Origin of the sequence: Bosea sp. 685, assembly GCF_031884435.1 — a bacterium.
In the GTDB taxonomy this organism is placed as follows: domain Bacteria; phylum Pseudomonadota; class Alphaproteobacteria; order Rhizobiales; family Beijerinckiaceae; genus Allobosea.
This window is the reverse complement of record NZ_CP134779.1, coordinates 2,784,270-2,809,259: the sequence shown is the minus strand read 5'-3', so window position 1 is coordinate 2,809,259 and position 24,990 is coordinate 2,784,270. Positions and strand designations below refer to the sequence as shown.

Annotated in this window: 25 protein-coding genes, 1 tRNA gene and 1 pseudogene; 16 read left to right on the top strand and 11 right to left on the bottom strand. The window is 64.8% G+C overall.

From position 1 onward, the window contains the following. Positions 1 to 154: 154 nt before the first annotated feature. Both RMR04_RS14710 and RMR04_RS14705 read left to right on the top strand, forming a co-directional pair. The gene (locus RMR04_RS14710) at positions 155 to 355 is read left to right on the top strand and encodes a hypothetical protein (RefSeq protein WP_311915334.1); all 201 of its coding nucleotides are present in this window, start codon (positions 155 to 157) and stop codon (positions 353 to 355) included. A gap of 170 nt (positions 356 to 525) precedes the next feature. Then, the gene (locus RMR04_RS14705) at positions 526 to 1,758 is read left to right on the top strand and encodes a glycosyltransferase family 4 protein (protein WP_311915333.1); all 1,233 of its coding nucleotides are present in this window, start codon (positions 526 to 528) and stop codon (positions 1,756 to 1,758) included. Positions 1,759 to 1,785: 27 nt separating this feature from the next. Here RMR04_RS14705 and RMR04_RS14700 read toward each other — a convergent pair whose 3' ends face one another. The 6 genes and pseudogenes from RMR04_RS14700 to RMR04_RS14675 form a co-directional block, all read right to left on the bottom strand. Next, the gene (locus tag RMR04_RS14700; protein WP_311915332.1) at positions 1,786 to 2,715 is read right to left on the bottom strand and encodes an FkbM family methyltransferase; all 930 of its coding nucleotides are present in this window, start codon (positions 2,713 to 2,715) and stop codon (positions 1,786 to 1,788) included. 206 nt (positions 2,716 to 2,921) lie between these two features. Further along, positions 2,922 to 3,089 (bottom strand): annotated as a pseudogene (gene glnA, locus RMR04_RS14695) (glutamine synthetase); the annotation flags it as partial. A 53-nt stretch (positions 3,090 to 3,142) separates the two neighbouring features. Next, positions 3,143 to 4,531 (bottom strand): MATE family efflux transporter, encoded by a 1,389-nt coding sequence (locus RMR04_RS14690; RefSeq protein ID WP_311915331.1) that lies wholly within the window; start codon positions 4,529 to 4,531, stop codon positions 3,143 to 3,145. Next, the gene (locus RMR04_RS14685) at positions 4,528 to 5,022 is read right to left on the bottom strand and encodes a winged helix-turn-helix transcriptional regulator (protein ID WP_311915330.1); all 495 of its coding nucleotides are present in this window, start codon (positions 5,020 to 5,022) and stop codon (positions 4,528 to 4,530) included. Before RMR04_RS14685 ends, RMR04_RS14690 begins: the two co-directional genes overlap by 4 nt. Before the next feature lie 184 nt (positions 5,023 to 5,206). Next, positions 5,207 to 6,616, bottom strand: coding sequence for a type I glutamate--ammonia ligase (gene glnA / locus RMR04_RS14680; RefSeq protein ID WP_311915329.1), 1,410 nt, complete (start codon positions 6,614 to 6,616; stop codon positions 5,207 to 5,209). Between the two features lie 97 nt (positions 6,617 to 6,713). Continuing rightward, complete coding sequence (locus RMR04_RS14675) at positions 6,714 to 7,052, bottom strand: P-II family nitrogen regulator (protein ID WP_066620066.1); 339 nt, start codon at positions 7,050 to 7,052, stop codon at positions 6,714 to 6,716. A gap of 311 nt (positions 7,053 to 7,363) precedes the next feature. Between RMR04_RS14675 and RMR04_RS14670 the strand changes: the two genes are divergently transcribed. Further along, complete coding sequence (locus RMR04_RS14670; protein WP_311915328.1) at positions 7,364 to 8,881, top strand: NAD(P)H-hydrate dehydratase; 1,518 nt, start codon at positions 7,364 to 7,366, stop codon at positions 8,879 to 8,881. A gap of 82 nt (positions 8,882 to 8,963) precedes the next feature. On the opposite strand, the gene RMR04_RS14665 is transcribed toward RMR04_RS14670, so the two are convergent. The 3 genes from RMR04_RS14665 to RMR04_RS14655 all read right to left on the bottom strand — a co-directional run bounded on the left by RMR04_RS14665 (position 8,964) and on the right by RMR04_RS14655 (position 10,560). Continuing rightward, positions 8,964 to 9,506: a PRC-barrel domain-containing protein gene (locus RMR04_RS14665; RefSeq protein ID WP_311915327.1), complete on the bottom strand. Its 543-nt coding sequence runs from the start codon at positions 9,504 to 9,506 to the stop codon at positions 8,964 to 8,966. 290 nt (positions 9,507 to 9,796) lie between these two features. Then, positions 9,797 to 10,231 carry a hypothetical protein gene (locus tag RMR04_RS14660; protein WP_311915326.1) on the bottom strand — a complete coding sequence of 145 codons (435 nt, stop codon included), beginning with the start codon at positions 10,229 to 10,231 and terminating at the stop codon, positions 9,797 to 9,799. A 254-nt stretch (positions 10,232 to 10,485) separates the two neighbouring features. Next, positions 10,486 to 10,560 (bottom strand) — tRNA-Lys (locus tag RMR04_RS14655). 91 nt (positions 10,561 to 10,651) lie between these two features. Here RMR04_RS14655 and RMR04_RS14650 point away from each other — a divergent pair. The 11 genes from RMR04_RS14650 to RMR04_RS14600 all read left to right on the top strand — a co-directional run bounded on the left by RMR04_RS14650 (position 10,652) and on the right by RMR04_RS14600 (position 20,847). After that, on the top strand, positions 10,652 to 11,764 hold the full coding sequence (locus RMR04_RS14650) for a hypothetical protein (protein WP_311915325.1): 1,113 nt from the start codon (positions 10,652 to 10,654) through the stop codon (positions 11,762 to 11,764). Positions 11,765 to 11,798: 34 nt separating this feature from the next. Then, the gene (locus tag RMR04_RS14645; protein ID WP_103716751.1) at positions 11,799 to 12,110 is read left to right on the top strand and encodes an FtsB family cell division protein; all 312 of its coding nucleotides are present in this window, start codon (positions 11,799 to 11,801) and stop codon (positions 12,108 to 12,110) included. 296 nt (positions 12,111 to 12,406) lie between these two features. After that, a complete protein-coding gene (gene pdhA / locus RMR04_RS14640; protein WP_311915845.1) occupies positions 12,407 to 13,387 on the top strand; it encodes a pyruvate dehydrogenase (acetyl-transferring) E1 component subunit alpha in 981 nt (326 codons plus the stop codon). A 92-nt stretch (positions 13,388 to 13,479) separates the two neighbouring features. Beyond that, entirely contained in the window at positions 13,480 to 14,868 is a 1,389-nt protein-coding gene (locus RMR04_RS14635; protein WP_311915324.1) for a pyruvate dehydrogenase complex E1 component subunit beta, read from the top strand. 462 nt (positions 14,869 to 15,330) lie between these two features. Then, positions 15,331 to 16,668, top strand: a complete 1,338-nt coding sequence (locus RMR04_RS14630; RefSeq protein WP_311915323.1) for a pyruvate dehydrogenase complex dihydrolipoamide acetyltransferase — start codon at positions 15,331 to 15,333, stop codon at positions 16,666 to 16,668. 13 nt (positions 16,669 to 16,681) lie between these two features. Then, positions 16,682 to 18,121, top strand: coding sequence for a dihydrolipoyl dehydrogenase (lpdA, locus tag RMR04_RS14625; RefSeq protein WP_311915322.1), 1,440 nt, complete (start codon positions 16,682 to 16,684; stop codon positions 18,119 to 18,121). Between the two features lie 83 nt (positions 18,122 to 18,204). Further along, the gene (locus RMR04_RS14620) at positions 18,205 to 18,453 is read left to right on the top strand and encodes a GlsB/YeaQ/YmgE family stress response membrane protein (RefSeq protein ID WP_069691545.1); all 249 of its coding nucleotides are present in this window, start codon (positions 18,205 to 18,207) and stop codon (positions 18,451 to 18,453) included. Between the two features lie 51 nt (positions 18,454 to 18,504). Continuing rightward, positions 18,505 to 18,843 (top strand): GlsB/YeaQ/YmgE family stress response membrane protein, encoded by a 339-nt coding sequence (locus RMR04_RS14615; RefSeq protein WP_310153582.1) that lies wholly within the window; start codon positions 18,505 to 18,507, stop codon positions 18,841 to 18,843. Between the two features lie 117 nt (positions 18,844 to 18,960). Then, positions 18,961 to 19,245: a GlsB/YeaQ/YmgE family stress response membrane protein gene (locus RMR04_RS14610; protein WP_311915321.1), complete on the top strand. Its 285-nt coding sequence runs from the start codon at positions 18,961 to 18,963 to the stop codon at positions 19,243 to 19,245. 101 nt (positions 19,246 to 19,346) lie between these two features. Beyond that, positions 19,347 to 20,351 (top strand): lipoyl synthase, encoded by a 1,005-nt coding sequence (lipA, locus tag RMR04_RS14605; RefSeq protein WP_069691547.1) that lies wholly within the window; start codon positions 19,347 to 19,349, stop codon positions 20,349 to 20,351. Positions 20,352 to 20,367: 16 nt separating this feature from the next. Further along, entirely contained in the window at positions 20,368 to 20,847 is a 480-nt protein-coding gene (locus RMR04_RS14600; RefSeq protein WP_311915320.1) for a type II toxin-antitoxin system RatA family toxin, read from the top strand. Positions 20,848 to 20,854: 7 nt separating this feature from the next. Here the strand turns inward: RMR04_RS14600 and RMR04_RS14595 are convergent, their stop codons facing one another. Beyond that, on the bottom strand, positions 20,855 to 21,352 hold the full coding sequence (locus RMR04_RS14595) for a CinA family protein (protein ID WP_311915319.1): 498 nt from the start codon (positions 21,350 to 21,352) through the stop codon (positions 20,855 to 20,857). Between the two features lie 4 nt (positions 21,353 to 21,356). Continuing rightward, positions 21,357 to 22,589: a bifunctional 2-C-methyl-D-erythritol 4-phosphate cytidylyltransferase/2-C-methyl-D-erythritol 2,4-cyclodiphosphate synthase gene (locus RMR04_RS14590; RefSeq protein WP_311915318.1), complete on the bottom strand. Its 1,233-nt coding sequence runs from the start codon at positions 22,587 to 22,589 to the stop codon at positions 21,357 to 21,359. Positions 22,590 to 22,870: 281 nt separating this feature from the next. On the opposite strand from RMR04_RS14590, the gene dusB reads away from it, so the two are divergent. Then, the gene (dusB, locus tag RMR04_RS14585) at positions 22,871 to 23,812 is read left to right on the top strand and encodes a tRNA dihydrouridine synthase DusB (RefSeq protein WP_311915844.1); all 942 of its coding nucleotides are present in this window, start codon (positions 22,871 to 22,873) and stop codon (positions 23,810 to 23,812) included. Between the two features lie 82 nt (positions 23,813 to 23,894). Then, positions 23,895 to 24,971, top strand: coding sequence for a two-component system sensor histidine kinase NtrB (locus RMR04_RS14580; protein WP_311915317.1), 1,077 nt, complete (start codon positions 23,895 to 23,897; stop codon positions 24,969 to 24,971). Positions 24,972 to 24,990 lie beyond the last annotated feature (19 nt).

Below are 24,990 nucleotides of genomic sequence, written 5' to 3'. Positions count from 1 at the left end.
GAGTGTCGCGCATTCGTCACGAGACTCGGCAAATGAGTCTGGAACCAGCTCTGTTCAGTCTGCGTTAACCACACCGGAGCGAGGATCATCAAATGGCTACCGGGGTTATGCGGATCGCCGCGAGGCGATAGGGTCCCGGTTATAGGAGGTTGTTGTGACGTTGCGTCAGTCAGTGCCGAACATCAGAGTCGCGGGCCTCGAACGGGCGGCTCGCATGGCCGGTGAGGCTTTCGGCCACGAGGATCTCGGCCCGCTTCCCAACTTCTCCTCCCAGGCACCGCACACCTCGCATCTCGTCTGGCTGTTTGCCGCGCTCGCGGCGGTCGCCGGTTTCGCGGCTCTCATACTGCGCTGAGGCGGCGCGCCCGGCTTCCTCCGACGAAATATCAACCTTTCGCCCTGTAGGGTGCGCTCCGATCCCTCGGCTCCGGGAAGCGTTCAGGCTTTTCGTTTCGACGCATTGTCGCGCTGGCGGGGTCCGCTTCTCCCGAGGATCATTCGGGCGAAGGTCGCGGGAGTGTAGGCATGCGCAGCGTGATCATCAGCGATTTTGGCTCGGTCAATGGCGGCGCAGCCAAGGTCGCGATCGAGAGTGCGCGGGGGCTGGCCGAGGCCGGCGTCGAGATCGTCTTCGCCTGCGCCATCGGCCCCGTCTCCGACCGGCTCGATCATCCGCGCATCCAGGTCGAAATGTTCCGGGGCGAAGAGATCTGGAAAGTCGGCAGCAAGCTGGCCGCGGCGCGCCAGGGCATCTGGAATGCGCCGGCCCATGCCTTCCTGAGCGCGCTCTTGTCGCGCCAGCCCGCCGGGACGCTGGTCCATCTGCATCAATGGACCAAAGCCTTCAGCCCGGCCGCGATCGCGGCGGCGGGCGAGAGCGGGCTGCCGGTCGCAATCACCATGCACGACTATTTCTCGTTTTGTCCCGTCGGTGGCTATTTCGACTTCAAGGCGGGGGCCCCCTGTACGCGCGAGCCGATGTCGGTCAGCTGCATCGCCAGCAATTGCGACCGCGCCTCTTACGTCCACAAGCTGGTGCGCGTCGCCCGGCAATGGCGCTCGGACGAGGCTATGCGCAGTCTCAAGGCGCCGCTCTTCATCCATGTCAGCGATTTCGCCCGGCGCTTCGCCGAGCCGTTCCTGCCGAAGAGCGCGCGCCATGTCGTGGTCGAAAACATGATGGAGGCGCAGAGGCGCCCGCCGGCGGACGTTGCGAGCAACCGGCATGCGCTGTTTCTGGGGCGTTTCACGCAGGAGAAGGCTGGCGACATATTGGCGCGTGCAGCGCTAAGCGCCGGCATGCCGGTGCGTTTCGTCGGCGAGGGGCCGCTGGCGGAGGAGATCGGGCGGATCAATCCTGACGCCGAAATTCGCGGCTGGGTTCCAGCGGAGCGCGTGTTCGACGAGATCGCCCAGGCGCGCTGCCTCGTGCTGCCCTCGCTCTGGTACGAGCCGGGGCCTTTGGTGATTGCCGAGGCGCGCTCGCTCGGCGTGCCGGTCGTACTGGCGCGCACCACTGGGCCAGCGAGCTGGATCGTCGATGGCGAGGACGGGATTCTGGTCGATGGCGGCGATGTCGAGGGACTGGCGGTGGCGCTCGAGCGGATGAAAGACGATGCCGTAACCGCCGCCATGGGGGAGGCTGCCTATCGCCGCTACTGGGCCGACCCGCTGACAATCGAGCGCCATGTGGCGCGGACTATCGACGCCTATCGCTGCGTCATCGCGGACGAGGCGCCGCTGACTGCTTCGGCCTGAGGTCGAGCATAGCTTGCAGGAATGGCGTCAAACGAAAGCTTCCGGCCAACTTTCCTTCCGCCTGAGCGCGATCAGGTTGTAGCCCTTCGTCCGATCGCGCTTGTAGGCATCAAGCTCATCCGCCCGCTTGATGGCGACGATGGCGTCGTCGCACAAGAGATGAACGAGAAGACCGCGCTCCTCGATAATATGGCGCGTCAGCGCGTGCGCTGGATCGGAGCCGTGATCCTCGTAGATCACCAATGCATCCTGGGCGAGGGCACGTTCCATGCCCATGAGGGCCTCGCGCTCCACCCCTTCGACGTCCAGCTTCACGACCAACCTGCGCCCCGACCAACCCTCCCGTTCGAGCAAATCATCAATGGTGATGGAGGAAACGATTTCGCCGCTCGATCCCTGGCCTTCAGCGGCGATGCCACGCGCTTCATGAGCGGCATCGCTCAGCGAGACCGCGATGTCCGAGCGATCGAGGATGGCGCGGTGGAAGATCTTGATCTTTTCGGCATGAGGCTCGGCATTGGCTGCGAGCATGGCGAAGGTCGTGGCCGACGCTTCTACCGCGAGGACGGGCTTGCCGCCGCCGCATGAGGGCGCGGCGACGAAGACCGACCAGTAGCCGATATTCGCGCCACAATCGACGAAACCGTACTCTACCGCGGCAAGCTGGCGCAGGAAGCGGGCCATTTCAGGTTCATGATCGTAGGACCGCAGCAGCATCCGGTTCCAGTAGGGATCGCGGGCGGGGAAGAGAACCTCGGCGTCCTGCCCCAAGACGATGCGCGCCGTTCGATTGGCCCAGGCAGCAGAGCCCACGAGGCGGCAGGCCTTGTAGAGGCCGCGCTGCATGAGCGGACGCGATAGCGCGCCATAGCTGTCGAGCACGCCGATGAGCGCGCGTTCGCGCCATCCGACATTGATCAAGCGGCCGGTTGTGCGGTCAACGGCAATGTCGGTCATGGAGAACTCTACGTGGGGCCTAGCGCACTATCCTTACCGCAACAGCTTTTCGGCAAGGTAAAGACGATCGCCGAAAGTGAAATATCGGAGACCGGGCTTCGTATTGGCGGCAACAGAAAAAACCGGGGCATTTCTGCCCCGGTTTTGCAGGTGGACCGTAAGACGCGCGGTCGGGAGGAAGCGTGATGCCGCCAGAGCCTGAAGGCTCAGGCGGAGTAGTCCATCGCGAGCTCGACCGGGTGCGGCGTCATCTCGAAGCCCGCCACATCCTGCATCTCGATCTCGATATAGCTCTCGATGAAGTCGTCGTTGAAGACGCCGCCGGCCTTGAGGAAGGCGTTGTCCTTCCTGAGCAAGTCGAGCGCACCGCCGCAGCTTATCGCGGCGTCATCGGCGGACACGGCGCAGGCGTGATCGCGGCCTGAGGTCAGCGCGGTTTGCGGAACCAGGCTCCCGACCGGACCGCGGTCAACAGCATCACGCCGTAGACCACGAGCGCCAGGCCCAGCGCGGCAAACAACGCCTGAAGCGAACCGCTCAGGCGCAGCGCGAGCCAGCCGCCACCGAGCGCGATGGCGAAGCGGACGAAGCCCGCCGTCACGGGCCACAACAACCGGCCAGCGCCCTGCGACGCGAAATAGAGAGCAAGACCCAACCCGAAGAAGCCGTAGGTCGGGCCGACATAGCGCAGATACTGGCCGCCCGTCTCGATCGCGCCCGGAGCCGTCGTGAACAGGCCGAGCCAGGCGGCGGGCCAGAGCGCCGCCGCCAGTCCGACCGCCTCAGTCATGACGAAGGCGATGCCGCCGCCGATCATCGCGACCCGCATCGCCCGCCCGGGCTGGTCGGCGCCTATATTGGTGCCGACGAGTGCGACCAGCGGCGCGCCGAGGCCGAAGACCAACGGGATCAGGAGATATTCCATTCGCGCCGCGGTGCCGAATCCGGCCACCGCATCGACCCCGGCATGGGCCGCGACCATCGCCGTCGACAGCGCGATGGTGAGGTTTGTGAAGAGCGAGGTGATGGAGCCGACGGCGCCGATGCGCAGGATGTCGGCGAAGATCGCCCAGCGCAGACGAATCCAGGTGAAGCGCACGACATTGCGGCCCGACAGGATATACCAGCCCAGCACAAGCATGCCGCCGAGATAGAACAACACCAGCGCAGCCCCGCCGCCGGCGACGCCGAGCGCAGGAACCGGCCCCCAGCCGAAGATCAGCAGTGGCGAGAGAGGCACCAGCAGCGCGACGCCGACGCAGATCACCAGCGCCGGAACCAGCATGTTGCCGGTGCCACGGATGACGCTGGCGAGCCCATTCATGATCCAGAGGAGGGCGGTACCGGCAAAGACCACGTCGGAATAGGCTAGCGCCGCCTCGAGTTCGCCACCCGTACCGCCGAGCGCCTGGTAGATCGGCCGGCCGAAGGCCAGCATCACGACCGAGAAGAACAGGCCGAGCGCGAGATTGATCAGGATCGCATGCAGAACGATGGCGTCAGCCTCGATGCGGCGACCGGCTCCGAGCGCGCGCGCCACGGCGGACGAGATACCGCCCCCCATCGCGCCAGCGGAGATCATCTGCATCAGCATAACCGGAGGGAAGACCAGCGCCATGCCGGCAAGCGCGTCGGTCCCGAGCCGTGAGATCCACCAGGTCTCGATCAGGCCCGTTGCCGATTGCGCCAGCATGATCAGGATATTGGGCCAGGCCATGCGCAGCAGCATCGGCAGAATCGGATCCTGGAGCAGCCGCAAGGTGCGCGCGCTATGGGCCGGCGGCATGGCGCTCGTCGGGGGGTGAACCGCGCTCATGCGCTCGGCTCCGCCGCGGCAGCGTAGCGCAGGCGGATCGCTGCCGTCGCGGCAGGACCGGGTGCATTGCGGAAGACCGGGTCCGAGAGTGGCCGGCCGCTGATGCGATCAACCAGGACTGGCTCGGCCGCAGTACCGGTTTCGCCGTTCAGAATGATGACGCTCGCACCTTCCGGCGCGAAATGACGGTTGCCCCAGGCCAGCAGCGCCTGCAGCACGGGGCGGACATCACGTCCTCGCTCGGTCAGCAGGTAGTCGAAGCGCTTCGGACGGTCGCTATAGGGGCGCTTTTCCAGCAGGCCGCTCTCGATGAGGCCATTGAGCCGCCGCGTCAGCATGTTCGGCGCGATGCCGAGGCTGGCCTGGAAGCCGTCGAAGCGCGTGATGCCGGCGAGGGCGTCCCTCAGGATCAGGATGCTCCACCATTCCCCGACGCGCTCCAGGCTGCGTGCGATCGGGCAGCTCATCGCGCCGAAATCCTTGCGTCGCATCAGGCGATTCCCGTTCAGTGACTTGCATGATGATAGTCAATTTGCGCCGACTTTCATTATGCAAGTTTCAGCTGGCACCCTTGCGCCAAGCACAAAAAAACCGGGGCATTTCTGCCCCGGTTTCACAGGTGGACCGCGAGAGGCGCGGTCGGGAGGAAGCTTGATTCCGCCTGAGCCTGATGGCTCAGTAGGAGTAGTACATCGCGAACTCGACCGGGTGCGGCGTCATCTCGAAGCGCATCACATCCTGCATCTTGAGCTCGATATAGCTTTCGATGAAGTCGTCGTTGAAGACGCCGCCAGCCTTGAGATAGGCGTTGTCCTTCTTCAAGCAATCCAGCGCTTCGCGCAGCGAACCGCAGACGGTCGGGATCTTCTTCAACTCGCGCGGCGGCAGGTCGTAGAGGTCCTTGTCCATCGCCGGGCCCGGATCGATCTTGTTGATGATGCCGTCGAGGCCGGCCATCAGCATTGCGGCGAAGGCGAGATAGGGGTTCGCCATCGGATCGGGGAAGCGGACCTCGACGCGCTTGGCCTTGGGCGAGGTCGTCCACGGAATACGGCAGGAGGCCGAGCGGTTGCGCGCGGAATAGGCGAGCAGAACCGGGGCTTCATAGCCCGGGACGAGGCGCTTGTAGGAGTTGGTCGAGGGATTGGTGAAGGCGTTCAGGGACTTGGCGTGCTTGATGATGCCGCCGATGTACCAGAGGCACTCCTGCGACAGGTCGGCGTATTTGTTGCCGGCCATGATCGGCTTGCCGCCCTTCCAGATCGACTGGTGGACGTGCATGCCCGAGCCGTTGTCGCCATAGATCGGCTTGGGCATGAAGGTCGCGGTCTTGCCGTAGCTCTGCGCGACATTGTGGATCGCGTATTTATAGACCTGCATGGTGTCGGCCATGTGGGTCAGGGTATCGAACTTCAGGCCGAGCTCATGCTGAGCCGAGGCGACCTCGTGATGGTGCTTCTCGACCTTGGCGCCCATGGCCGCCATGGCAGCCAGCATCTCGCCGCGCATATCCTGCGCCGAATCTTGCGGCGGAACCGGGAAGTAGCCGCCCTTGGTGGCGATGCGGTGGCCGAGATTGCCGCCTTCATAGTCGGTCATGCCGTTGATCGGCAGCTCGACGTTGTCGAGCTTGAAGCCCGTATTGTACGGGTCGGCGGCGATCTTGACGTCGTCGAAGACGAAGAATTCGGCCTCGGGGCCGACATAGATGGTATCGCCGATGCCGGTCGACTTCAGATAGGCCTCGGCCTTCTTGGCGATGCCGCGCGGGTCGCGGTTATAGGGCTCGCCGGTGGCGGGCTCGAGCACGTCGCAGGTGATGACCATGGTCGCGGCGGAGAAGAACGGGTCCATGACGGCGGTCGTCGGATCCGGCATCAGCAGCATGTCGGACTCGTTGATGGCCTTCCAGCCCGCGATCGAGGAGCCGTCGAACATCGTGCCCTCGGCGAAGATGTCCTCATCGATCATCGTGATGTCGAACGTCACATGCTGCCACTTGCCGCGCGGGTCGGTGAAGCGGAAGTCGACATACTTGACGTCGTTGTCCTTGATCGCCTTGAGGACATCCTTGGCGCTCTTCATCTCAGCATTCCTCTTGAAAGCAGTTTCTCAACATTGACTGATCCGCGGTGTGTCCAAACCACCGTGACGCAGAACCTATGGGTCGGGATTGAAGCCCTTAGATCGCGTCCGCGCCGGTCTCTCCGGTGCGGATGCGGATCGCCCCCTCCACCGTCGATACAAAAATCTTGCCATCGCCGATGCGGCCCGTCTGGGCCGCCTTCTTGATGGCCTCGATGGCGGCCTCGACCATCTCGTCAGCGAGCACGATCTCGATCTTCACCTTGGGAAGAAAATCGACGACGTATTCGGCGCCACGATAGAGCTCGGTATGGCCCTTCTGGCGTCCGAAGCCCTTGGCCTCCAAAACGGTGATGCCCTGCAGGCCGACCTCCTGAAGCGCCTCTTTCACCTCGTCCAATTTGAACGGCTTGATGATCGCCTCGATCTTCTTCATGCGCCGACCGGCCTCCCTCGCGCGTGATGAGACCTGGACTTCCCTCCAGGCTTGCGAACCGCCTGCTCGCCGCCGAAAACATCGAGGGTTCCGTCAGCGACGGCCCCAGCGTCTCGTCAGGCGAGCGAAACACCCGCTCTTCTTGCTCATAGCATCGGCGTATGCCCCCCGCCACGTGGAAGAAAGCCTCCCAACGCCTGATGATAGGGCATAAAATAGCACATAAATTGATCATTTGATTAATTTAAGAGCAATCACCTTTGCGCCACTCCGTGCTTGCCGGAGATGAGCGGCTTCTGGATGATGCCTTCGTGGATCGAGCTGACAAAACCGGGCTGATGCTGCTGGGCGTGGCCGATATGGCGGCGGCCGATCGTGCGACGATCGCGGCCGGCACGCCGGGGCTCGCGCTGATGGAGCGGGCAGGGCGGGCGGTCGCCGACGCGGTTAGCCGGCGGGCTCGGCCCGGCGACGGCGTGCTGGTTCTCTGTGGACCCGGAAACAATGGCGGCGACGGCTTCGTCGCGGCGCGCCTGCTGCGCGAGCGCGGCTTTGGCGTCACCGTCGCGCTGGCTGGCGAACGTTCGGTCCTGACGGGCGACGCAGCCGCCATGGCCGCGCGCTGGACCGGGGCGATCGAGCCGATCGCGGCGGTCGCGCCGCACGATCACGCCCTGATCATCGACGCGCTTTATGGTGCGGGGCTCAACCGGCCTTTGACCGGAGATACTGCCGGGCTCGTCTTAGCGATCAATGCGGCAGACAGGCCGGTGGTCGCGGTCGATGTGCCGAGCGGGCTGTCGGGCGATAGCGGCCGGGCTGAAGGGCCAGTCGTGCGGGCCGACGAGACCGTGACCTTCTTTCGGCTGAAGCCCGGCCATCTGCTCGAGCCCGGGCGCGGGCTGTGCGGGGTCGTCACGCTCGCCCAGATCGGCCTGACCCCGGAGATCGTCTTCGGCGCGGGCGGGTTGCAGCCTGCCATGTTCCGCAATGGCCCGGCTTTGTGGCGGGAGCTCTGGCCGAGGCATCAGCGCGATACGCATAAATACCGCCGCGGAACCGTTCTCGTCGTCGCTGGCGGCCTGTCCGGGGTCGGCGCGCCGCGGCTCGGCGCGCGGGCGGCGCTGCGCATCGGCGCGGGTCTCGTCACGATTGCCTGCCGCCCCGAAGCGCTGATGGCCCATGCGGCACGCGGACCGGACGCCCTGATGCAGCGGCCGATCCCAACGGAGGCCGCGCTTCAGGGCCTGCTTGACGACAAGCGTCTTGGCGCCATCCTGATCGGGCCGGCTCTGGGGCTCGATGCCGAGGCTAGATCTGCCGTGATGACTGTGCTGCGCGCCGACATTCCGACGGTGTTCGATGCCGATGCGTTGACGCTGCTCGCCTCGCGGCCGGGATGGTTGCTCCGCCGGGCTAAGCCTTGCGTGCTGACGCCGCATGAAGGCGAATTCGCGCGCTTGTTTGGCGACGATGAGCGAATCGTCACGCAGGCGTCGAAGCTGGAGCGGGCGAGGCTCGCCGCTGCCGCCTCGGGCGCGGTCGTCGTGCTGAAGGGGCCCGACACCGTGATCGCCGGTCCCGATGGCAGGGCGGCGATCAATGCGACCGGCTCCTGGGCGCTGGCGACTGCGGGATCGGGCGATGTGCTCGGCGGCCTCATCGCCGGATTGCTGGCGCAGGCCATGCCGGCTTTCGAGGCGGCTTGTGCGGCGGTCTGGCTACACGGCAAGGCTGGCGAGACGCTCGGTCCGGGCCTGATCGCCGACGATCTGCCGGAAGCGATCCCGTCTCTCGTCGCGCCCGCCTTGGCAGATGATCCGAGCTGATCTGACTGGTCGCGAAAAGACCCGCCTTCCGGAGAAGGCGGGTCCGACGCAAAACTGTGCGGTAGAGTCTACGCGGAGGTGATCAGCTTCCGCTGTAAGAGACCGCCGGAGCGGAGTGGAGCTGATCCTTCGTCATGCTGATCTTGCCATGATCGGGGTACATCGCGGGAGCCTTGGGAGCCGACGCGGTCGGGGTCGAAGCGATGCCGCCTCCCGAAGTACCTGTGCCGCCGCTTGGAGCGGGAGCAGGCATGGCGGCGGCTATGGGCTGGTCGCTCCAGGTGACCTGCTCGAAGGGAAGCGCGACATCCTTCGAACCCATGCCGAGAAAGCCGCCTACACCGACGGTCACCGTTTCGATCTTGCCGGTCTTGTCGAACAGCAGTTCGGTGACGTCGCCGACCTTCTTGTCGTCGGGGCCGTAGATGTCGACGCCGATCAATTTCGAGGCGCGCCATTTGCCCTGACCCGCCAGATTCTGGTCCGGGGCCTTGGTGCTGCCTGTCGACAGGGTTGGCGCCGGGCTGGACGGCGACGGCGCGGCCGGAGCGCTGGTCTGAGCGATGGCGGTCGTCGCGAGCATGACGAAACCGATGGATGTGAGGGTGATGTGACGTTTGAGCATGTGATCCTCCAGTATCCGCAAGTAGCGGTATGCAGGAGCAACGCGTACCCAGCGCATTTGTTCAGGTTGGCGGCGATTCCGGGTACGATTTTGTCAGTGGCCTGAATTTACCGGCAGGCCGTCGTTCATTATTTAATGCGTGCTGCGGATGCGAAATTATGGGCTCGTGATCGCATAATTCCGATTTGAATTTTGGAATACGAGATGCAGGCGCGCCGCGCTGCGTAACGTAGCGCGGCGGAGACTAAGCATTCCCGGCCGCATCCCTGGGAGCGGCTGGCCCTGTGACCTCAGTTGACCGGGTTGCATTCCATGCGCACCCGCTGGCCTGGCTGCGCGAATGTCTGGCAGGACACTGCCGTCGGCAGCGGCGCGGAGGTCTCCGCGGCTGAGGCCGGAATGAGCTTTGGCTGGGGCGCGGCTGGCCTTGGCATGACGAGGCGCGTTGGGGCAGGCTGTGGTTTGCTCGGCTGGAGACGTTTGGTCGATGGAGCGGTTATCGGCTGAGGCTCTATCGCCGGCATCGTTTCCACGAGAGCGATCTGAGGTTGCGGCGGCCGCTCTTCGGCCTTGGGTTGCCAAGGCCGCCAGGCGCTCAAATGCGCGAAGGCCTCCATGGTCGGCTTGGTGATCGACTCCGCGGCCGGAATCGTTTGTCCCATGCATCCCGCGAGAGCCAAACCTGTCAGGCAGGCCGCAGTTGCGCGGCTGTTGATGGTCATCATCGTCGCCCTTCCTGCTACTTCTTCCGCCACTGTAGCGAGGTGTCGCCTAAATCGACGACATGCGTGTGTAAATCTGTGCAATTCGGCGGCGCGTGTCAATTTTCCCGGCTTCGCTCAGCGGATAAAAGCGCTGAAAGCCTCATATCGCGAGGCATTAGCCTCGGGTCCGCCCGATTCTCAACCTTGGAAATCTGCGTCCCAGTGCCCGAGCAGGACGCCGTTTACGTCTTCAATCACGACGTTGTTGAAGACGCTGGTGAGCGGGGAGGGGATCGAACCCTCGACCACATGATTAAAAGTCACGTGCTCTACCACTGAGCTACCCGCCCTCACCGGTGCGCTGACATAGGCAGGCGTCGCGCGCGGGTCAACATTGTTCGTAAGGCCGCTTCTGTGGCAGAAGCGCGCCGGAGGTTCGCGATGCCGTTTGGAGCTAACAAGACGATGGCCGATGCGCCTGGGGCGCAGCGTCCGGTCTGGCTGGCATGGACGGTGGCGTTCCTGGTCTCGGCCCTCCTGCTGGGTGGGCTGTTGTTCGGCTTCGTCGTGGCGCTCGATCCGTTCGGGCTGCGGGTGCGGGCCGGCGTGCCGGCGCGGCCGCTCATGGATATCAACCAGCGCTATATGTATCCTCAGCTCGTGCGCTCGGGCGCCTTCGATTCGGGGGTCTTCGGCACCTCGACCATGCGCTTGCTCGATCCTGCGATTCTGTCGCGCTCGATCGGCGGGCGCTTCGCCAATCTTGCGATGAACGCGGCCACGCCCTGGGAGCAGGTGCAGATGGCCGACCTGTTTGCGCGCACGGTTACGGCGCCGAAAGCCGTAATCTGGGGGCTCGACCTGACCTGGTGCGAAAGCGACGCGACCTCGCCAGCCAAACGCCTGACGCCACGGCCGTTTCCGCCCTGGCTCTATGACGGCGCAAGCTGGGCCGACGCATTGAGGCAGCTGAACCTGACGACGCTTGAGATCTCGGCGCGGTTGCTCGCGCACAGGCTCGGCTACCTGCCTGCGCGCATCCGCGGCGATGGCTACGAGGTCTTCACGCCGCCCGAGGCCAGCTATGATCTGGCGCGGGCGCGAAGCCATCTTTACGCCGACAATCACGGTTCCGCGCCGGATTTGACGCCGCTGTCGCCGCCTGCGCCCGTCAGCGAAGCCGAGCGTCTGGGCTGGCGCTTTCCAGCCCTGGCCTGGCTCGACGCGGCCCTGTCCGCGTTTCCCGCCGACACCTCAAAGCTGATCGTGCTGCCGCCGACCCATGTCGCTGCGCAGCCACGCGAAGGCTCCGTCGCTGCGCAGCGCTACAATGCCTGCAAGGCCGCCTTGCATGGGCTCGCGGCGCGCCAGGGCGCGACCATCGTCGACTATGCGCATGGTTCGGCGGTGACGCAGATCGACGAGAATTACTGGGACCCGCTGCATTTCAGGCTGCCGATCGCTCGGCGCGTCGAGGCTGATCTGGCGGCCGTCTCGCATGGCGAGACGCTTGCGCCCGATGGCGTCGCCTGGGTCGCGCGACCTTCGCGTTAACCCGCCGGAAACCAACCCGGCCTAGCCTGCCGGCATGGTTATTCGTCGCGGTGTCAGATCCGTCCTCGTCACGCTCGCGCTCTACCTCGTCTCGGGCGCGGTGGTGAGCTATTTCCTGTTCCACGCCCAGCACGGCGCGCGCGGACTGGAGGCGCGCGACACCTTGCAGGGGACGTTGCGCGGGATGGAGGCGGAGCTCGCCGCCCTGACCGTCGAGCGCAAAAGCTGGGAGCAGCGCCTGTCGCTGGTTCGCGACGAGGCGGTCGATCGCGACCTGCTCGAGGAGATGGCGCGCAGCACGCTCGGCCGCGTTCACAAGAACGACGTCATCCTGATGGGGCGCTGAAGGCACAGACGCCGGCAAATAGTCCCCGGCACATCGATTAACTGGATTTCAGTTATTTATCGAAAACTGTGCAATTATAACAGCTTAGACAATGCTGCAGTGCGAGATGGCTCCCTCGCCAAGGGTTTTGCGATCCTCTACAACCAAGGTTGAATGACCCTGGAGGACCGCTGATGGCCGTTGCCGTGCGCAAGACGAAAGCTCCCGCTCAATCCAAGGCCGCCGCGAAGACGGCGACCAAGACGGGCTCCGCCAAGACCGGAGTCGACAAGGGGGCGTCCAAGGCGCTCAGCAACATGCCGGCCTTCGACAAGGCAGAGGAGCTTCACGCCTATCGCGAGATGCTGCTGATCCGCCGCTTCGAGGAAAAGGCCGGCCAGATGTACGGCATGGGCCTGATCGGCGGCTTCTGCCACCTCTATATCGGGCAGGAAGCCGTCGTCATCGGCATGCAGATGGCCTCCAAGGACGGCGATCAGGTCATCACCGGCTATCGCGACCACGGCCATATGCTGGCTTGCGGCATGGAATCGCGCGGCGTGATGGCCGAGCTGACCGGGCGCCAGGGCGGCTATTCGCGCGGCAAGGGCGGCTCGATGCATATGTTCTCCCGCGAGAAGAATTTTTATGGCGGCCACGGCATCGTCGGGGCGCAGGTTTCCCTCGGCACCGGCCTGGGATTCGCCAACTGGTATCGCGATGACGGGCGCGTCTCGTTTGCCTATTTCGGCGATGGCGCGGCCAATCAAGGCCAGGTCTATGAGAGCTTCAACATGGCTCAGCTCTGGAAGCTGCCGGTCGTATATGTGATCGAGAACAACCGTTACGCGATGGGCACCTCGGTCAATCGCGCCTCGGCGCAGACCGATTTCTCGCGGCGCGGCCTCTCCTTCGGCATTCCCGGCGAGCAGGTCGACGGCATGGATGTGCGCGCCGTGCGCGCCGCCGCCGAGCGCGCCATCGAGCACGCCCGTTCCGGCCAGGGGCCCTATATCCTGGAGATGCAGACCTATCGCTACCGCGGCCACTCGATGTCCGACCCGGCGAAGTACCGCTCCAAGGACGAGGTCCAGCGCATGCGCGAGGAGCACGATCCGATCGAGCAGGTGAGGGGGCGTCTGACCCGCGACTTCAAGGTGAGCGAGGACGAGCTCAAGGCCATCGACGCGAAGGTCCGCGAGATCGTCAACGACGCGGCCGAATTCGCGACGCACGATCCCGAGCCCGATGTCTCGGAGCTCTGGACCGACATCACGCTGGAGACGGCGCGCGCCTGAGGGGCGCGCCCGCTTCCGCAGGCCTTTCCGCTTCCGAAGGCCTTGCGGCCTTAATCCCAATCCCCGCGTCTTTCAGAAATCCGGGTGCGTTCATGCCGATCGACATTCTCATGCCTGCTCTTTCGCCGACGATGGAGCAGGGCAAGCTCTCCAAATGGCTGAAAGCCGAAGGCGATACGGTCAAGGCCGGCGACATCATCGCCGAGATCGAGACCGACAAGGCGACCATGGAGGTCGAGGCCGTCGATGAGGGCATCCTGGCCAAGATCCTGATCGCCGACGGCACCGAGAACGTCGCGGTCAATACGCGGATCGGTGTGATTGCGGCCGAGGGCGAGGATGTCAGCGCGGCGAGCAAGCCAGCTGCCGCCAAGCCTGCTGAGAAGCCGGCCGAGCCCGAAGCCAAGGTTGAGGCCGCGCCGACAGCAGCTGCGCCGCAAAGCGTGCCGGCTCAGGCGAAGTCCTACGACGCTTCCTCCGAATTCCCGGCAGGCGCCGAGGTCGCGACCATGACGGTGCGCGAGGCCTTGCGCGACGCCATGGCCGAGGAAATGCGCCGCGACGGCGATGTCTTCGTCATGGGCGAGGAGGTCGCGGAATATCAGGGCGCCTACAAGGTCACCCAGGGGCTGCTGCAGGAATTCGGCGCCAAGCGCGTCATCGATACGCCGATCACCGAGCACGGTTTCGCCGGTATCGGCGTTGGCGCGGCTCTGACCGGCCTGAAGCCGATCGTCGAATTCATGACCTTCAACTTCGCCATGCAGGCGATCGACCAGATCATCAACTCCGCTGCCAAGACGCTCTACATGTCGGGCGGCCAGATGGGTTGTCCGATCGTTTTCCGCGGCCCCAATGGCGCTGCTGCCCGCGTCGGCGCGCAGCACAGCCACGACTACGCCGCCTGGTATTCCAACGTGCCGGGCTTGAAGGTGGTCGTTCCCTACAGCGCCTCGGATGCCAAGGGCCTGCTCAAGAGCGCCATTCGCGACCCGAACCCGGTCATCTTCCTCGAAAACGAGATCCTCTACGGCCGGACTTTTGAGGTTCCCAAGAGCGATGATTTCCTGGTCCCGATCGGCAAGGCCAAGATCGTGCGCCCGGGCACGGACGTCACCATCGTCTCCTTCGGCATCGGCATGACCTATGCGCTGGGCGCGGCCGAAGCGCTCGCCAAGGAGGGCATCGAGGCCGAGGTCATCGATCTGCGCACGATCCGGCCGATGGACATCGAGACGGTCATCGCCTCCGTGCAGAAGACCAATCGCTGCGTCGCGGTCGAGGAGGGGTTCCCGCAGTCGGGCGTCACCGCCGAGATCGGCATGCGCATCATGGAGGCCGCGTTCGATTATCTCGACGCGCCGGTCGCTCGCGTCACCGGCAAGGACGTGCCGATGCCTTACGCGGCGAACCTCGAGAAGCTTGCCTTGCCGAATATCGGCGAGGTCATCGCCGCGGCCAAAGCCGTCTGCTACCGCTGAGAAGGGTGAGCCATGGCGTCCTGTGAGCCGAGCGGAAATCGAGCATTGCTGGCCGCGTGCCTGTTTGGCATGGGCGCGCTGCCGACAGCGGAGGCTATGGGGGCGCCGATGAGAGCCTCGGTGAAGCCGACGCCCTTCGTACATGCTGAGTTCGAGCGGCTTTCAGCCACGAATCGCGCTCAGTCGATCAATCGGCTGGCCCAGCGCGTCTGGGGTCGGTCTTGCGTCAACTCCAGTCAACACTTGGCGGCGCTTGGACCAAAGGCGGCTTCCTGGCACGTCTCCTGTGATCGGAGTGGGCAGCTCGACTACATGCTCCTCCTTCCGGTCCAGTCTCGGAGCGAGGGCGCTGTCTTGATCTATTGCGGACCGTCAACCACCGGCGGCCGCGCCTGTGCCGCGAATTAACAAGCCCATGTGCCCTGATGCGCGTTTTTCAGCGATCAAAAGTGAGCTGATGCCATGCCCGTGAACATCCTGATGCCCGCGCTCTCTCCGACCATGGAGAAAGGCAATCTCGCCAAATGGCTGAAGAAGGAAGGCGACACGATCAAGTCCGGCGACATCATCGCCGAGATCGAGACCGACAAGGCGACCATGGAGGTCGAGGCCGTCGATGAAGGCATCCTGGCCAAGATCCTGGTGCCGGACGGCACGGCCGATGTCGCCGTCAACGAGATCATCGGCGTCATCGCGGCCGAGGGCGAGGATGTGAAGGCGGCGGCCGCTCCGGCCAAGGCTGAGGCTCCCAAGGCCGAGGCTGCGCCCAAGGCAGCTGCTCCCGCGCCCGCCGCCGAGGCGCCCAAGGCGAGCGAGGCTCCCAAGGCCGCCGCTGCTCCGACAGCCTCGACCAGCGGTGAGCGTCCCTTCGCCTCGCCGCTCGCCAAGCGTCTGGCGAAGGAAGCGGGCCTCGATCTTGGAAAGATCCAGGGCTCGGGTCCGCATGGCCGCATCGTCGAGAAGGACATCGAGGCTGCCAAGGCCGGCGGAGCCGCCAAGGCCACGCCATCCGCTGCTCCTGCGGCCGCGCCCAAGCCGGCTGCCGCGCCGCTGGCTGCCGGCATGTCCGACGAAGCGGTCAAGAAGCTGTTCGCGCCGGATTCCTACGAGGAAGTGCCGCATGACGGTATGCGCAAGACGATCGCGCGCCGCCTGCTCGAATCCAAGCAGACGATCCCGCATTTCTATCTGACGATCGATTGCGAACTCGACGCGTTGCTCAAGCTGCGCGCCGAACTCAATGCAGCCGCGCCCGAGAAGGACGGCAAGCCGGCCTACAAGCTCTCGGTCAACGACCTCGTGATCAAGGCGTTGGCGCTTTCGCTGCGCGCGGTGCCAGAGGCCAATGTGAGCTGGACCGAGAACACCATGCTCAAGCACAAGCATGCCGATGTCGGCGTCGCGGTCTCGATCCCCGGCGGATTGATCACGCCGGTGATCCGCGATGCCTGCCACAAGACGCTAAGCCAGATCTCCAACGAGATGAAGGACCTGGCTGCCCGCGCCAAGAACCGCAAGCTGAAGCCCGAGGAATATCAGGGCGGCACCACGGCGGTCAGCAATCTCGGCATGTTCGGCGTCAAGGATTTCGCGGCGATCGTCAATCCGCCGCATGCGACGATCCTGGCGGTCGGCGCCGGTGAGCAGCGCGCTGTCGTCAAGGGCGGACAGCTCGCGGTCGCGACCGTGATGTCGGTGACGCTCTCGACCGACCACCGCGCGGTGGACGGCGCACTCGGGGCCGAACTGATGCAGGCCTTTAAGGGCTATATCGAGAAGCCCATGGCGATGCTGGTTTGATGGGAGCCTGACCATGGCTGACTATGACGTCATCATCATCGGCTCCGGCCCCGGCGGCTATGTCGCCGCCATCCGTGCGGCGCAGCTCGGCTTCAAGACGGCGATCGTCGAGCGCGAGCATCTTGCCGGCATTTGCTCGAACTGGGGCTGCATCCCGACCAAGGCGCTGCTGCGCTCGGCCGAGATCCTGCATTACGGCCAGCACGCCAAGGATTACGGACTGAAGCTGGAAGGCACCTTCACGGCCGATCTCGCTGCTGTGGTGGCGCGTTCGCGCGGCATCGCTGCGCGCATGAACAACGGCGTCCAGTTCCTGATGAAGAAGAACAAGGTCGATGTGATCTGGGGCGAGGCGAAGCTGACCAAGCCCGGCACGATCACGGTCGCGCTGACGAAGAAGCCCGCCATGCAGCCGCAGGTGCCGCCGCCCAAGGGGGCCAAGGGCGAGGGCACCTATACCGCCGACCATATCATCGTCGCGACCGGTGCGCGGCCGCGGGCGCTGCCTGGCATCGAGCCCGACGGCAAGCTGATCTGGACCTATTTCGAGTCGATGGTGCCGGCGAAAATGCCGAAATCGCTGCTCGTGATGGGCTCGGGCGCGATCGGCATCGAATTCGCCTCGTTCTACCGGACGATGGGCGTCGAGGTCACCGTCGTCGAGGTGATGTCTCAGGTCGTGCCGATCGAGGATGCCGAGATCGGCGCCTTCGCGCGCAAAGCCTTCGAGAAGCAGGGCATGAAGATCCTGACCGGCGCCAAGGTCACCAAGGTCGAGAAGGGGGCCGACAGCGTCACCGCTCATATCGAGGACGAGAAGGGCGGCAAGCAGACCATCACTGCCGACCGGATGATCTCGGCCGTCGGCGTCGTCGGCAATATCGAGAATCTCGGACTGGAGACGCTCGGCGTGAAGACCGATCGTGGCTGCATCGTCATCGACGATTTCTGCCGCACCAATGTGAAGGGCGTCTATGCGATCGGCGATGTCGCGGGGCCGCCGATGCTGGCGCACAAGGCCGAGCATGAGGCAGTGATCTGCGTCGAGGCGATCAAGGGGCTGCATCCGCACGCGATGGACAAGCTGATGATCCCGGGCTGCACCTATTGCCACCCGCAGATCGCCAGCGTCGGCCTGACCGAGGCCAAGGCGAAGGCAGCCGGTTACGAGCTCAAGGTCGGACGATTCCCCTTCGCCGCCAATGGCAAGGCAGTGGCGCTGGGCGAGGATAGCGGCCTGGTCAAGACGATCTTCGACGCCAAGACCGGCAAGCTCCTCGGCGCGCATATGGTCGGCGCTGAAGTGACCGAACTGATCCAGGGCTTTGTCGTGGCCATGAACCTCGAGACCACCGAGGAAGAATTGATGCACAGCATCTTCCCGCATCCGACGATCTCGGAGACGATGAAGGAGAGCGTGCTCGACGCTTATGGGAAAGTGCTGAACGCCTGACCGAACTGAAGATCGAATTGCGCGTTCACGCATCTTGTGGAAATGCCGGCCAATAACGGACCGGTAGGGGCAGGAAACTCGTCATGGACACGCGTTCGATCATCGTCGCTATCGTCATCGGTCTTGTCGCAGGCTGGCTCGCCAGCATCGTCGTGGGCGGTGGCGGGCTGATCCGCTACATCATCACCGGCCTGATCGGCGCCTTTGTCGGCAGCTTCCTGCTCTCGGCTCTGGGCATCAATCTCGGCATCGGCAATCCGCTCGTCTCGCAGATCATCACGGCGACGATCGGCGCGATCGTCGTGGTCCTGCTGGCCCGGCTGATCGCCTGATATCAGGCTCGATTCCGCAATCCGCTCGACACGGGACGGCCTATCGCAGCGATGACCGCACGTAGCCGCAAACCCCGTGGTCCCGAACGGATCGTCCCTGACGACAAGGTCGAGATTCTGCCGCCTGGCGGCGGCTTGATGCTCGACTGGCGCGTGCTGGCGCCGACGATCGCGTTGGGCACCGTGACGGGTTTCGTCGCCAGTCTAATCGTGGGCGGCGGCGGACTGGTCCGCCACGCCGTCGTGGGCGTGCTTGGTATGCTCGTCGGACAGGGGCTGGTGCGCTTGACCGGTTGGCGACTGCGCACCGGCCATGGTTTTCTCGACGAGATGGCGATGGCTGTATTGGGCGCAATTCTTGTGGTTCTTCTGGCGCGCTTTATCGCGTGACCGCAAATAATGACCTAGAGAATTTTCGAGCGAAGTGGAAACCGGTTCGCGTGAAGAAAATGCTCTAGGATGGTTCCGTTTCTGCCTGTTTCACAACGAGCTGAAAGGTCAAGGACGATGGACTCTATCAATGCCGCCATGTCGGCGCAGCCGGGCTACGGCTTCTTCGCGACGATCTTCATCGGTCTTCTTGCGGGCTGGATCGCCGAGCGCATCACGTCTTCGAACCATGGCATCCTGACCAATATGCTGGTTGGCGTCGCCGGCTCGTTCCTGGGCAGCCGGCTGGCGGAATTGCTCGATATCCCGATCTTCGGCTTCTTTCGCACCCTGGTCGCCGCGATCGCGGGCGCGGTGATCGTCATCGTGGTCTGGAATGCCTTCCGCAAGCCCACCGCCTGACGCGGCATCGGCGCCTGTTGTCGTCCGCCTCAAGGCGGATTAGCTAGAGGGCAGGCGGGAGCATTGGCTTCAGCCTGCCACATATATGGAAGTTTGTGAGCATGGCGCTCGTTCTCGATCTATTGAACCGCGATCCGCGACCCAATATCGGCAATCCGAAGGCGGAAGCCCCGGCACCGGCCGCGGAGCTGCGCCATCCCGAGAAACAGAAGCGGCCTGAGAATCCGATCCTGCGCAAGCCGGACTGGATCAGGGTCAAGGCGCCGGGCTCGCCGAAATGGGCCGAGACCCAGAAGATCGTCAAGGAGAACAAGCTCGTCACGGTCTGCGAGGAGGCCGGCTGCCCCAATATCGGCGAGTGCTGGGAGAAGAAGCACGCCACCTTCATGATCATGGGCGACACCTGCACGCGGGCCTGCGCCTTCTGCAACGTCAAGACCGGCGTGCCGCAGCCGCTCGACCAGGATGAGCCGCATAAGGTGGCGCAGGCCGTCGCCAAGCTCGGGCTGGAGCATGTCGTCATCACCTCGGTCGACCGCGACGATCTCAAGGATGGCGGCGCCGAGCATTTCGCCCGCGTCATCCGCGCGATCCGCGAGGCTTCCCCGGGTACGACGATCGAAATCCTGACGCCGGACTTCCTGCGCAAGCCCGGCGCGCTGGAGGTCGTCGTCGCGGCCAAGCCCGATGTCTTCAACCACAATCTCGAGACGGTGCCCGGCAAATACCTGACCGTGCGACCCGGCGCGCGCTATTTCCATTCCTTGCGCCTGCTCCAGCGGGTCAAGGAGCTCGACCCGACGATCTTCACCAAATCCGGCATCATGGTCGGCCTGGGCGAGGAGCGGAACGAGATCCTCCAATTGATGGACGATCTGCGCTCGGCCGATGTCGATTTCATCACCATCGGCCAGTACCTCGCACCGTCGCGCAAGCACCATGCGGTGATCCGCTTCGTCACGCCCGAGGAGTTCAAGGGGTTCGAGGCAATCGCCTATGTGAAGGGCTTCCTGATGGTGTCCTCGACGCCGCTGACGCGCTCCTCGCATCATGCCGGCGAGGATTTCGCCAAGTTGCGCGCCGCACGCTCCGCGAAGCTCGGCTGAGGACGCGCAGACCATCATGCCGATGTTCAACAGCGCCCGCCGGGTGAGGCACTCGCCCGAGCAAATGTTCGCGCTCGTCGCCAGTGTCGAAAACTATCCGGAGTTCCTGCCGCTCTGCGAGGGGCTGACAGTGCGCAAGCGGACGCCGCGCGAGGGCGGCGGCGAGGTTCTGCTCGCCGATATGAGCGTCGGCTATAAGGCGATCCGCGAAACCTTCACCAGCAGGGTGACGCTCGACCCGGCCAATCTCAAGATCCTGGTCGAATATGTCGACGGGCCGTTCCGCTATCTGGAGAACCGCTGGACCTTCAAGCCGGGCGAGAGCGGCTGCGAGGTCGGCTTCTTCATCTCCTACGAATTCGCCAGCCGCATGCTCGGCCTGCTGATGGGCGCGATGTTCGACAAGGCCTTCCGCAAATTCGCGGAAGCCTTCGAGCGCCGGGCGGATGTCGTCTATGGGCGGGGCAAGCCGGCGCTGCCCGCAGCCGAGGTCTGAGATCGCGTCAGACCGCGTCGCGCGCGGCTTCGCGCAGCATGTCGAGCGCGGTGACAACCGTCAGACGGCGAATCTCGTCGCGTGACAGCGGCCCGAAACGCTGTTCGCGATGAACGGTTGCGTGGCCTCCGGCACAAGCGAAATGCACCAACCCCACAGGCTTTTCCGCGCTGCCGCCACCGGGGCCGGCCACGCCCGTGACAGCGATGGCGAGGTTGGCGGCAAGCCGCATCCAGCCGCCCTCGGCCATGGCGCGCGCCACCGGCTCGCTGACCGCGCCATGGGCTTCGATCAATTCGGCCGGCACGCCGGCGAGCGCGCTCTTGGCCGCGTTGGAATAGGTCACCAGCCCGCCATTGACGACATCGGAAGAGCCGGGGATCGCGGTCAGCGCGCCGGCGATGAGGCCGCCCGTGCAGGATTCGACGGTCGCGACGGTGAGCCCAGCCTGGCGACAGGCGTCGAGCACCTCGGTTGCCAGCTTGGTGATCTCAGCGTCGAACATGGCTTTACTCCGGTTCCGGCAAGCGGATCGTGGCGGTCGCCAGGGCGGCCAGGCCTTCGCCGCGCCCCGTGAAGCCCATACGCTCGGAGGTGGTCGCCTTGATGGCGACCAGATCGATGCGGATCTCGGCTGCCGCGGCGATTGCGGCGCGGATCGCTTCGCGATGCGGGCCGACCTTGGGCGCCTCGCAGACGATGGTGAGATCGAGGAAGTCAATGCGCCCGCCGCGCTGCCTGACGCGCCCGGCTGCGAAGGCCAGGAACTGCGCGGAGGCAGCGCCCTTCCATTGCGGGTCGCTGGGCGGGAAATGCGTGCCGATATCGCCCTCAGCGAGCGCGCCGAGAAGCGCGTCGGTCAAGGCATGCAGCGCGACATCGCCATCGGAATGCGCCAGCACGCCGCGATCATGAGCGATGCGGACGCCCCCGAGCCAGACATGGTCGCCATCGCCGAAAGCGTGGACATCATAGCCGGTCGCAACGCGCACATGAAGAGGCGCGTCCTGAGAGCGATCGAAGTCCCGGGAGCGATCGAAGTCCTGGGCCCGATCAAAGTCCTGGGGATGGGTGAGCTTCACGTTGGCTGGGTCTCCGGGAAAGGTTTTCACAGGATGCCCGGCCCATTCCATCAGAGCCGCATCGTCGGTGAAGCCAGACAGGCCGGCGGCGACAGCGGCTTCGTGAGCGGCCAGCAAGGCCTGGAAGTGGAACCCCTGAGGCGTCTGCACGCTGACAAGCGTATCGCGGGGCGGTGTCTCGGCGACGCGACCATCGCTACCCAGGCGCTTGATCGTATCGGTCACCGGCAAAGCGGGGATGGCAGCGATCTCGCTTTGGAGCGCCTCGACCGCACGGCGCATGAGCGCGGCGGTGACGAAGGGGCGGGCGGCGTCATGGACCAGCACGATGCCGTCGAAGCCGGTGGCGGCAAGCGCTTGCAGGCCCAGGCGCACGGAATCCTGCCGTGTTGCGCCGCCTTGCGCCGGTGAGAGCAGTTTCCCTGCCGGCAGGTCGGCGACGGCGTGGGCATAGCGTGCATCGTCGCCAGGCCCGATGACGGCCATGACATGATCGATCGCAGCATCAGCCAAAAAAGGCGTCAGGGCCTGCGCAAGAACTGGCCGGCCCGCGAGGGCGCGATATTGCTTGGGCAGGTCTCCGCCTGCGCGCAGCCCGCGCCCTGCGGCGACGATCAGGGCGGCGACAGCTGAGCGGCGGCTTTCTGTTTCTGTGAGCACGAGCAATGGTCCAGCAGGGGCATTGGTCCAGCAGGGCAATCGTCCAGCAGGGGATTGGGTGATAGTGGCACGGCGCGCGATCGCCAAGTCCGGAGACGAGATGCTCGGGAAGCCCATGCGGCAGGGGTGCGGCGATGATGCATTGCAATATGTTCCGAGACCTCTTGCGCTCTCGCAGCAATGTCCAATAAATATGCATAATGGAAGTTGCCTCAAATTCGAGCGCTGACGTAGCGACCCTGCCGGATGTCGCCCCTGTGTCGCGCGCTTTCCTGGCGCCGATGTCGGGCGTCACCGACATTGTGATGCGTCGGATCGCGGCGCGCCATGGCGCGGGTCTTGTCGTTTCCGAGATGGTCGCCTCCGACGAGTTCGTCAGGGGTAGCGAGGAGGCGCGCATTCGCGCCGAGGGAGCCGGCGTGTCGCCCCATGTCGTCCAGCTCGCCGGCTGCGATCCGCATTGGCTGGGCGAAGCGGCGCGGCTGGCTGAGGCCAATGGCGCGGCGATCGTCGATATCAACATGGGCTGCCCGGCCAAGAAGGTCACGGGTGGCTGGGCGGGCTCGGCGCTGATGCGCGACCTCGACCATGCGATCGGGCTCGTCGAGGCCGCGGTGAAGGCCGTGAGCGTGCCTGTCACCGTCAAGATGCGGCTAGGCTGGGATGATGCCTCGCGCAACGCGCCGGAGTTGGCGCGCCGCGCCGTCGCGTCGGGCGCGTCGATGATCACGGTGCATGGCCGGACCCGGCAGCAATTCTACAAGGGCGTTGCCGATTGGGGCGCGATCCGGGCGGTGCGCGAGCAGGGCGATTTTCCGCTCGTCGCCAATGGCGACATCCATGACGAGGATGATGCGCGCAACTGTCTTGCCCAATCGGGCGCCGATTTCGTGATGGTCGGCCGCGCCGCGCTCGGCAGACCATGGCTGGTCGGCGAGATTGGCGCTGCGCTTGCCGGGCGGCCGTCCCCGCAGCTCGGCCTTGGCCAGAAATTCGCCATCGCGCGCGACCATTATGAGGGGCTGCTCAGCCTGCTGGGCATCGCCCATGGCGTGCGCCATGCCCGCAAGCATCTGGCGGCCTATGCCGACGAGGCCGTGGCGAGCGGCGGCGCGCCCGATCCCGAACAGCGGCGCGCGCTTCTGACCTCTGATGATCCGCATCTGGTGCTCGGGGCATTGACGCGACTGTTTTCTCCCGAGCTCAGCCGCGCTGCGGCCTGACCGAAAGGTGTTGCGTATGGCGATGGCGTTTTTCGATGGCGGCGGACGGGGCAGGGACGATTTCCTGCTCGATCCGATCGAGATGCAGGCCCTCAACGTGCTGCCCATGCCGGTCGTCGTGATCGGCGAGGGTCATGGCATCCTCTACGCTAACACGGCCGCCGAGGACTTCTTCCAGTCCAGCGCCGTCGTGTTGAAGCGGCAGCGCATCGACGATCTGATCGCTTTCGGTTCGCCGGTGCTGGCGCTGGTGGAGGAGGTGCAGCGGCGCGGCGCGAGCGTCAGCGAATATCGGCTTGACCTCGGCTCGCCCCGTCTCGGCGTCGATCGCGTGGTCGATGTCTTTGCCTCGCCTTTGTCCAGTCAGAGCGATGCCGTCGTGCTTATGCTGCAAGAACGAACAATTGCTGAAAAAATGGACAGACAGCTGACCCATAGAGGGGCAGCACGTTCGATCACAGCGCTGGGCGCCATGCTGGCCCATGAGATCAAGAACCCGCTATCGGGCATTCGCGGCGCAGCGCAGCTGCTCGAGGCCTCGGTGCCCGACAGCGAGCGCATGTTGACACAGTTGATCTGCGACGAGACCGACCGGATCGTGAAGCTCGTCGAGCGGGTCGAGCTCTTCGGCGACGAGCGTCCGAGCGAGCGCGACGCCGTCAATGTGCATGACGTGCTCGACCATGTGAAACGACTGGCGCAATCGGGCTTTGCGCGCCACATCCGCTTCAACGAGGTCTACGATCCGTCGTTGCCGCCGGTGGCCGGCAATCGCGACCAGCTCGTTCAGGTCTTGCTGAACTTGATGAAGAACGCGGCCGAAGCCATTGGAATGCAATCGATCGATGGCGAGATCACACTGACGACCGCTTACCGGCCGGGCATCCGCATGCAGCTCGCCGGCTCGCCGGGCCGGATCGCCCTGCCGCTCGAGATCGGCATCCGCGACAACGGGCCGGGCGTGCCCTCGGACCTGCTGCCGCATCTGTTCGATCCCTTCGTCACCACCAAGGCGCAAGGCAGTGGCCTTGGACTTGCACTCGTTGCCAAGGTGATCGGCGATCATGGCGGAATCGTCGAATGCGAATCCGTTCCTCGCCGTACGACGTTTCGAATTCTGCTGCCTCTGCACCAGCCCCGGGCGCGGCAGACAGTTTAAGGCCTACAGGACCACAGTG

Coding starts and splice junctions, on each gene's coding strand:
- RMR04_RS14705 (WP_311915333.1), top strand. CDS start 526: ATGCGCAGCGTGATCATCAGCGATTTTGGCTCGGTCAATGGCGGCGCA.
- RMR04_RS14700 (WP_311915332.1), bottom strand. CDS start 2,715: ATGACCGACATTGCCGTTGACCGCACAACCGGCCGCTTGATCAATGTC.
- RMR04_RS14690 (WP_311915331.1), bottom strand. CDS start 4,531: ATGAGCGCGGTTCACCCCCCGACGAGCGCCATGCCGCCGGCCCATAGC.
- RMR04_RS14685 (WP_311915330.1), bottom strand. CDS start 5,022: ATGCGACGCAAGGATTTCGGCGCGATGAGCTGCCCGATCGCACGCAGC.
- glnA (WP_311915329.1), bottom strand. CDS start 6,616: ATGAAGAGCGCCAAGGATGTCCTCAAGGCGATCAAGGACAACGACGTC.
- RMR04_RS14675 (WP_066620066.1), bottom strand. CDS start 7,052: ATGAAGAAGATCGAGGCGATCATCAAGCCGTTCAAATTGGACGAGGTG.
- RMR04_RS14665 (WP_311915327.1), bottom strand. CDS start 9,506: ATGCTCAAACGTCACATCACCCTCACATCCATCGGTTTCGTCATGCTC.
- RMR04_RS14660 (WP_311915326.1), bottom strand. CDS start 10,231: ATGATGACCATCAACAGCCGCGCAACTGCGGCCTGCCTGACAGGTTTG.
- RMR04_RS14650 (WP_311915325.1), top strand. CDS start 10,652: ATGCCGTTTGGAGCTAACAAGACGATGGCCGATGCGCCTGGGGCGCAG.
- RMR04_RS14645 (WP_103716751.1), top strand. CDS start 11,799: ATGGTTATTCGTCGCGGTGTCAGATCCGTCCTCGTCACGCTCGCGCTC.
- pdhA (WP_311915845.1), top strand. CDS start 12,407: ATGCCGGCCTTCGACAAGGCAGAGGAGCTTCACGCCTATCGCGAGATG.
- RMR04_RS14635 (WP_311915324.1), top strand. CDS start 13,480: ATGCCGATCGACATTCTCATGCCTGCTCTTTCGCCGACGATGGAGCAG.
- RMR04_RS14630 (WP_311915323.1), top strand. CDS start 15,331: ATGCCCGTGAACATCCTGATGCCCGCGCTCTCTCCGACCATGGAGAAA.
- lpdA (WP_311915322.1), top strand. CDS start 16,682: ATGGCTGACTATGACGTCATCATCATCGGCTCCGGCCCCGGCGGCTAT.
- RMR04_RS14620 (WP_069691545.1), top strand. CDS start 18,205: ATGGACACGCGTTCGATCATCGTCGCTATCGTCATCGGTCTTGTCGCA.
- RMR04_RS14615 (WP_310153582.1), top strand. CDS start 18,505: ATGACCGCACGTAGCCGCAAACCCCGTGGTCCCGAACGGATCGTCCCT.
- RMR04_RS14610 (WP_311915321.1), top strand. CDS start 18,961: ATGGACTCTATCAATGCCGCCATGTCGGCGCAGCCGGGCTACGGCTTC.
- lipA (WP_069691547.1), top strand. CDS start 19,347: ATGGCGCTCGTTCTCGATCTATTGAACCGCGATCCGCGACCCAATATC.
- RMR04_RS14600 (WP_311915320.1), top strand. CDS start 20,368: ATGCCGATGTTCAACAGCGCCCGCCGGGTGAGGCACTCGCCCGAGCAA.
- RMR04_RS14595 (WP_311915319.1), bottom strand. CDS start 21,352: ATGTTCGACGCTGAGATCACCAAGCTGGCAACCGAGGTGCTCGACGCC.
- dusB (WP_311915844.1), top strand. CDS start 22,871: ATGTCGGGCGTCACCGACATTGTGATGCGTCGGATCGCGGCGCGCCAT.
- RMR04_RS14580 (WP_311915317.1), top strand. CDS start 23,895: ATGCAGGCCCTCAACGTGCTGCCCATGCCGGTCGTCGTGATCGGCGAG.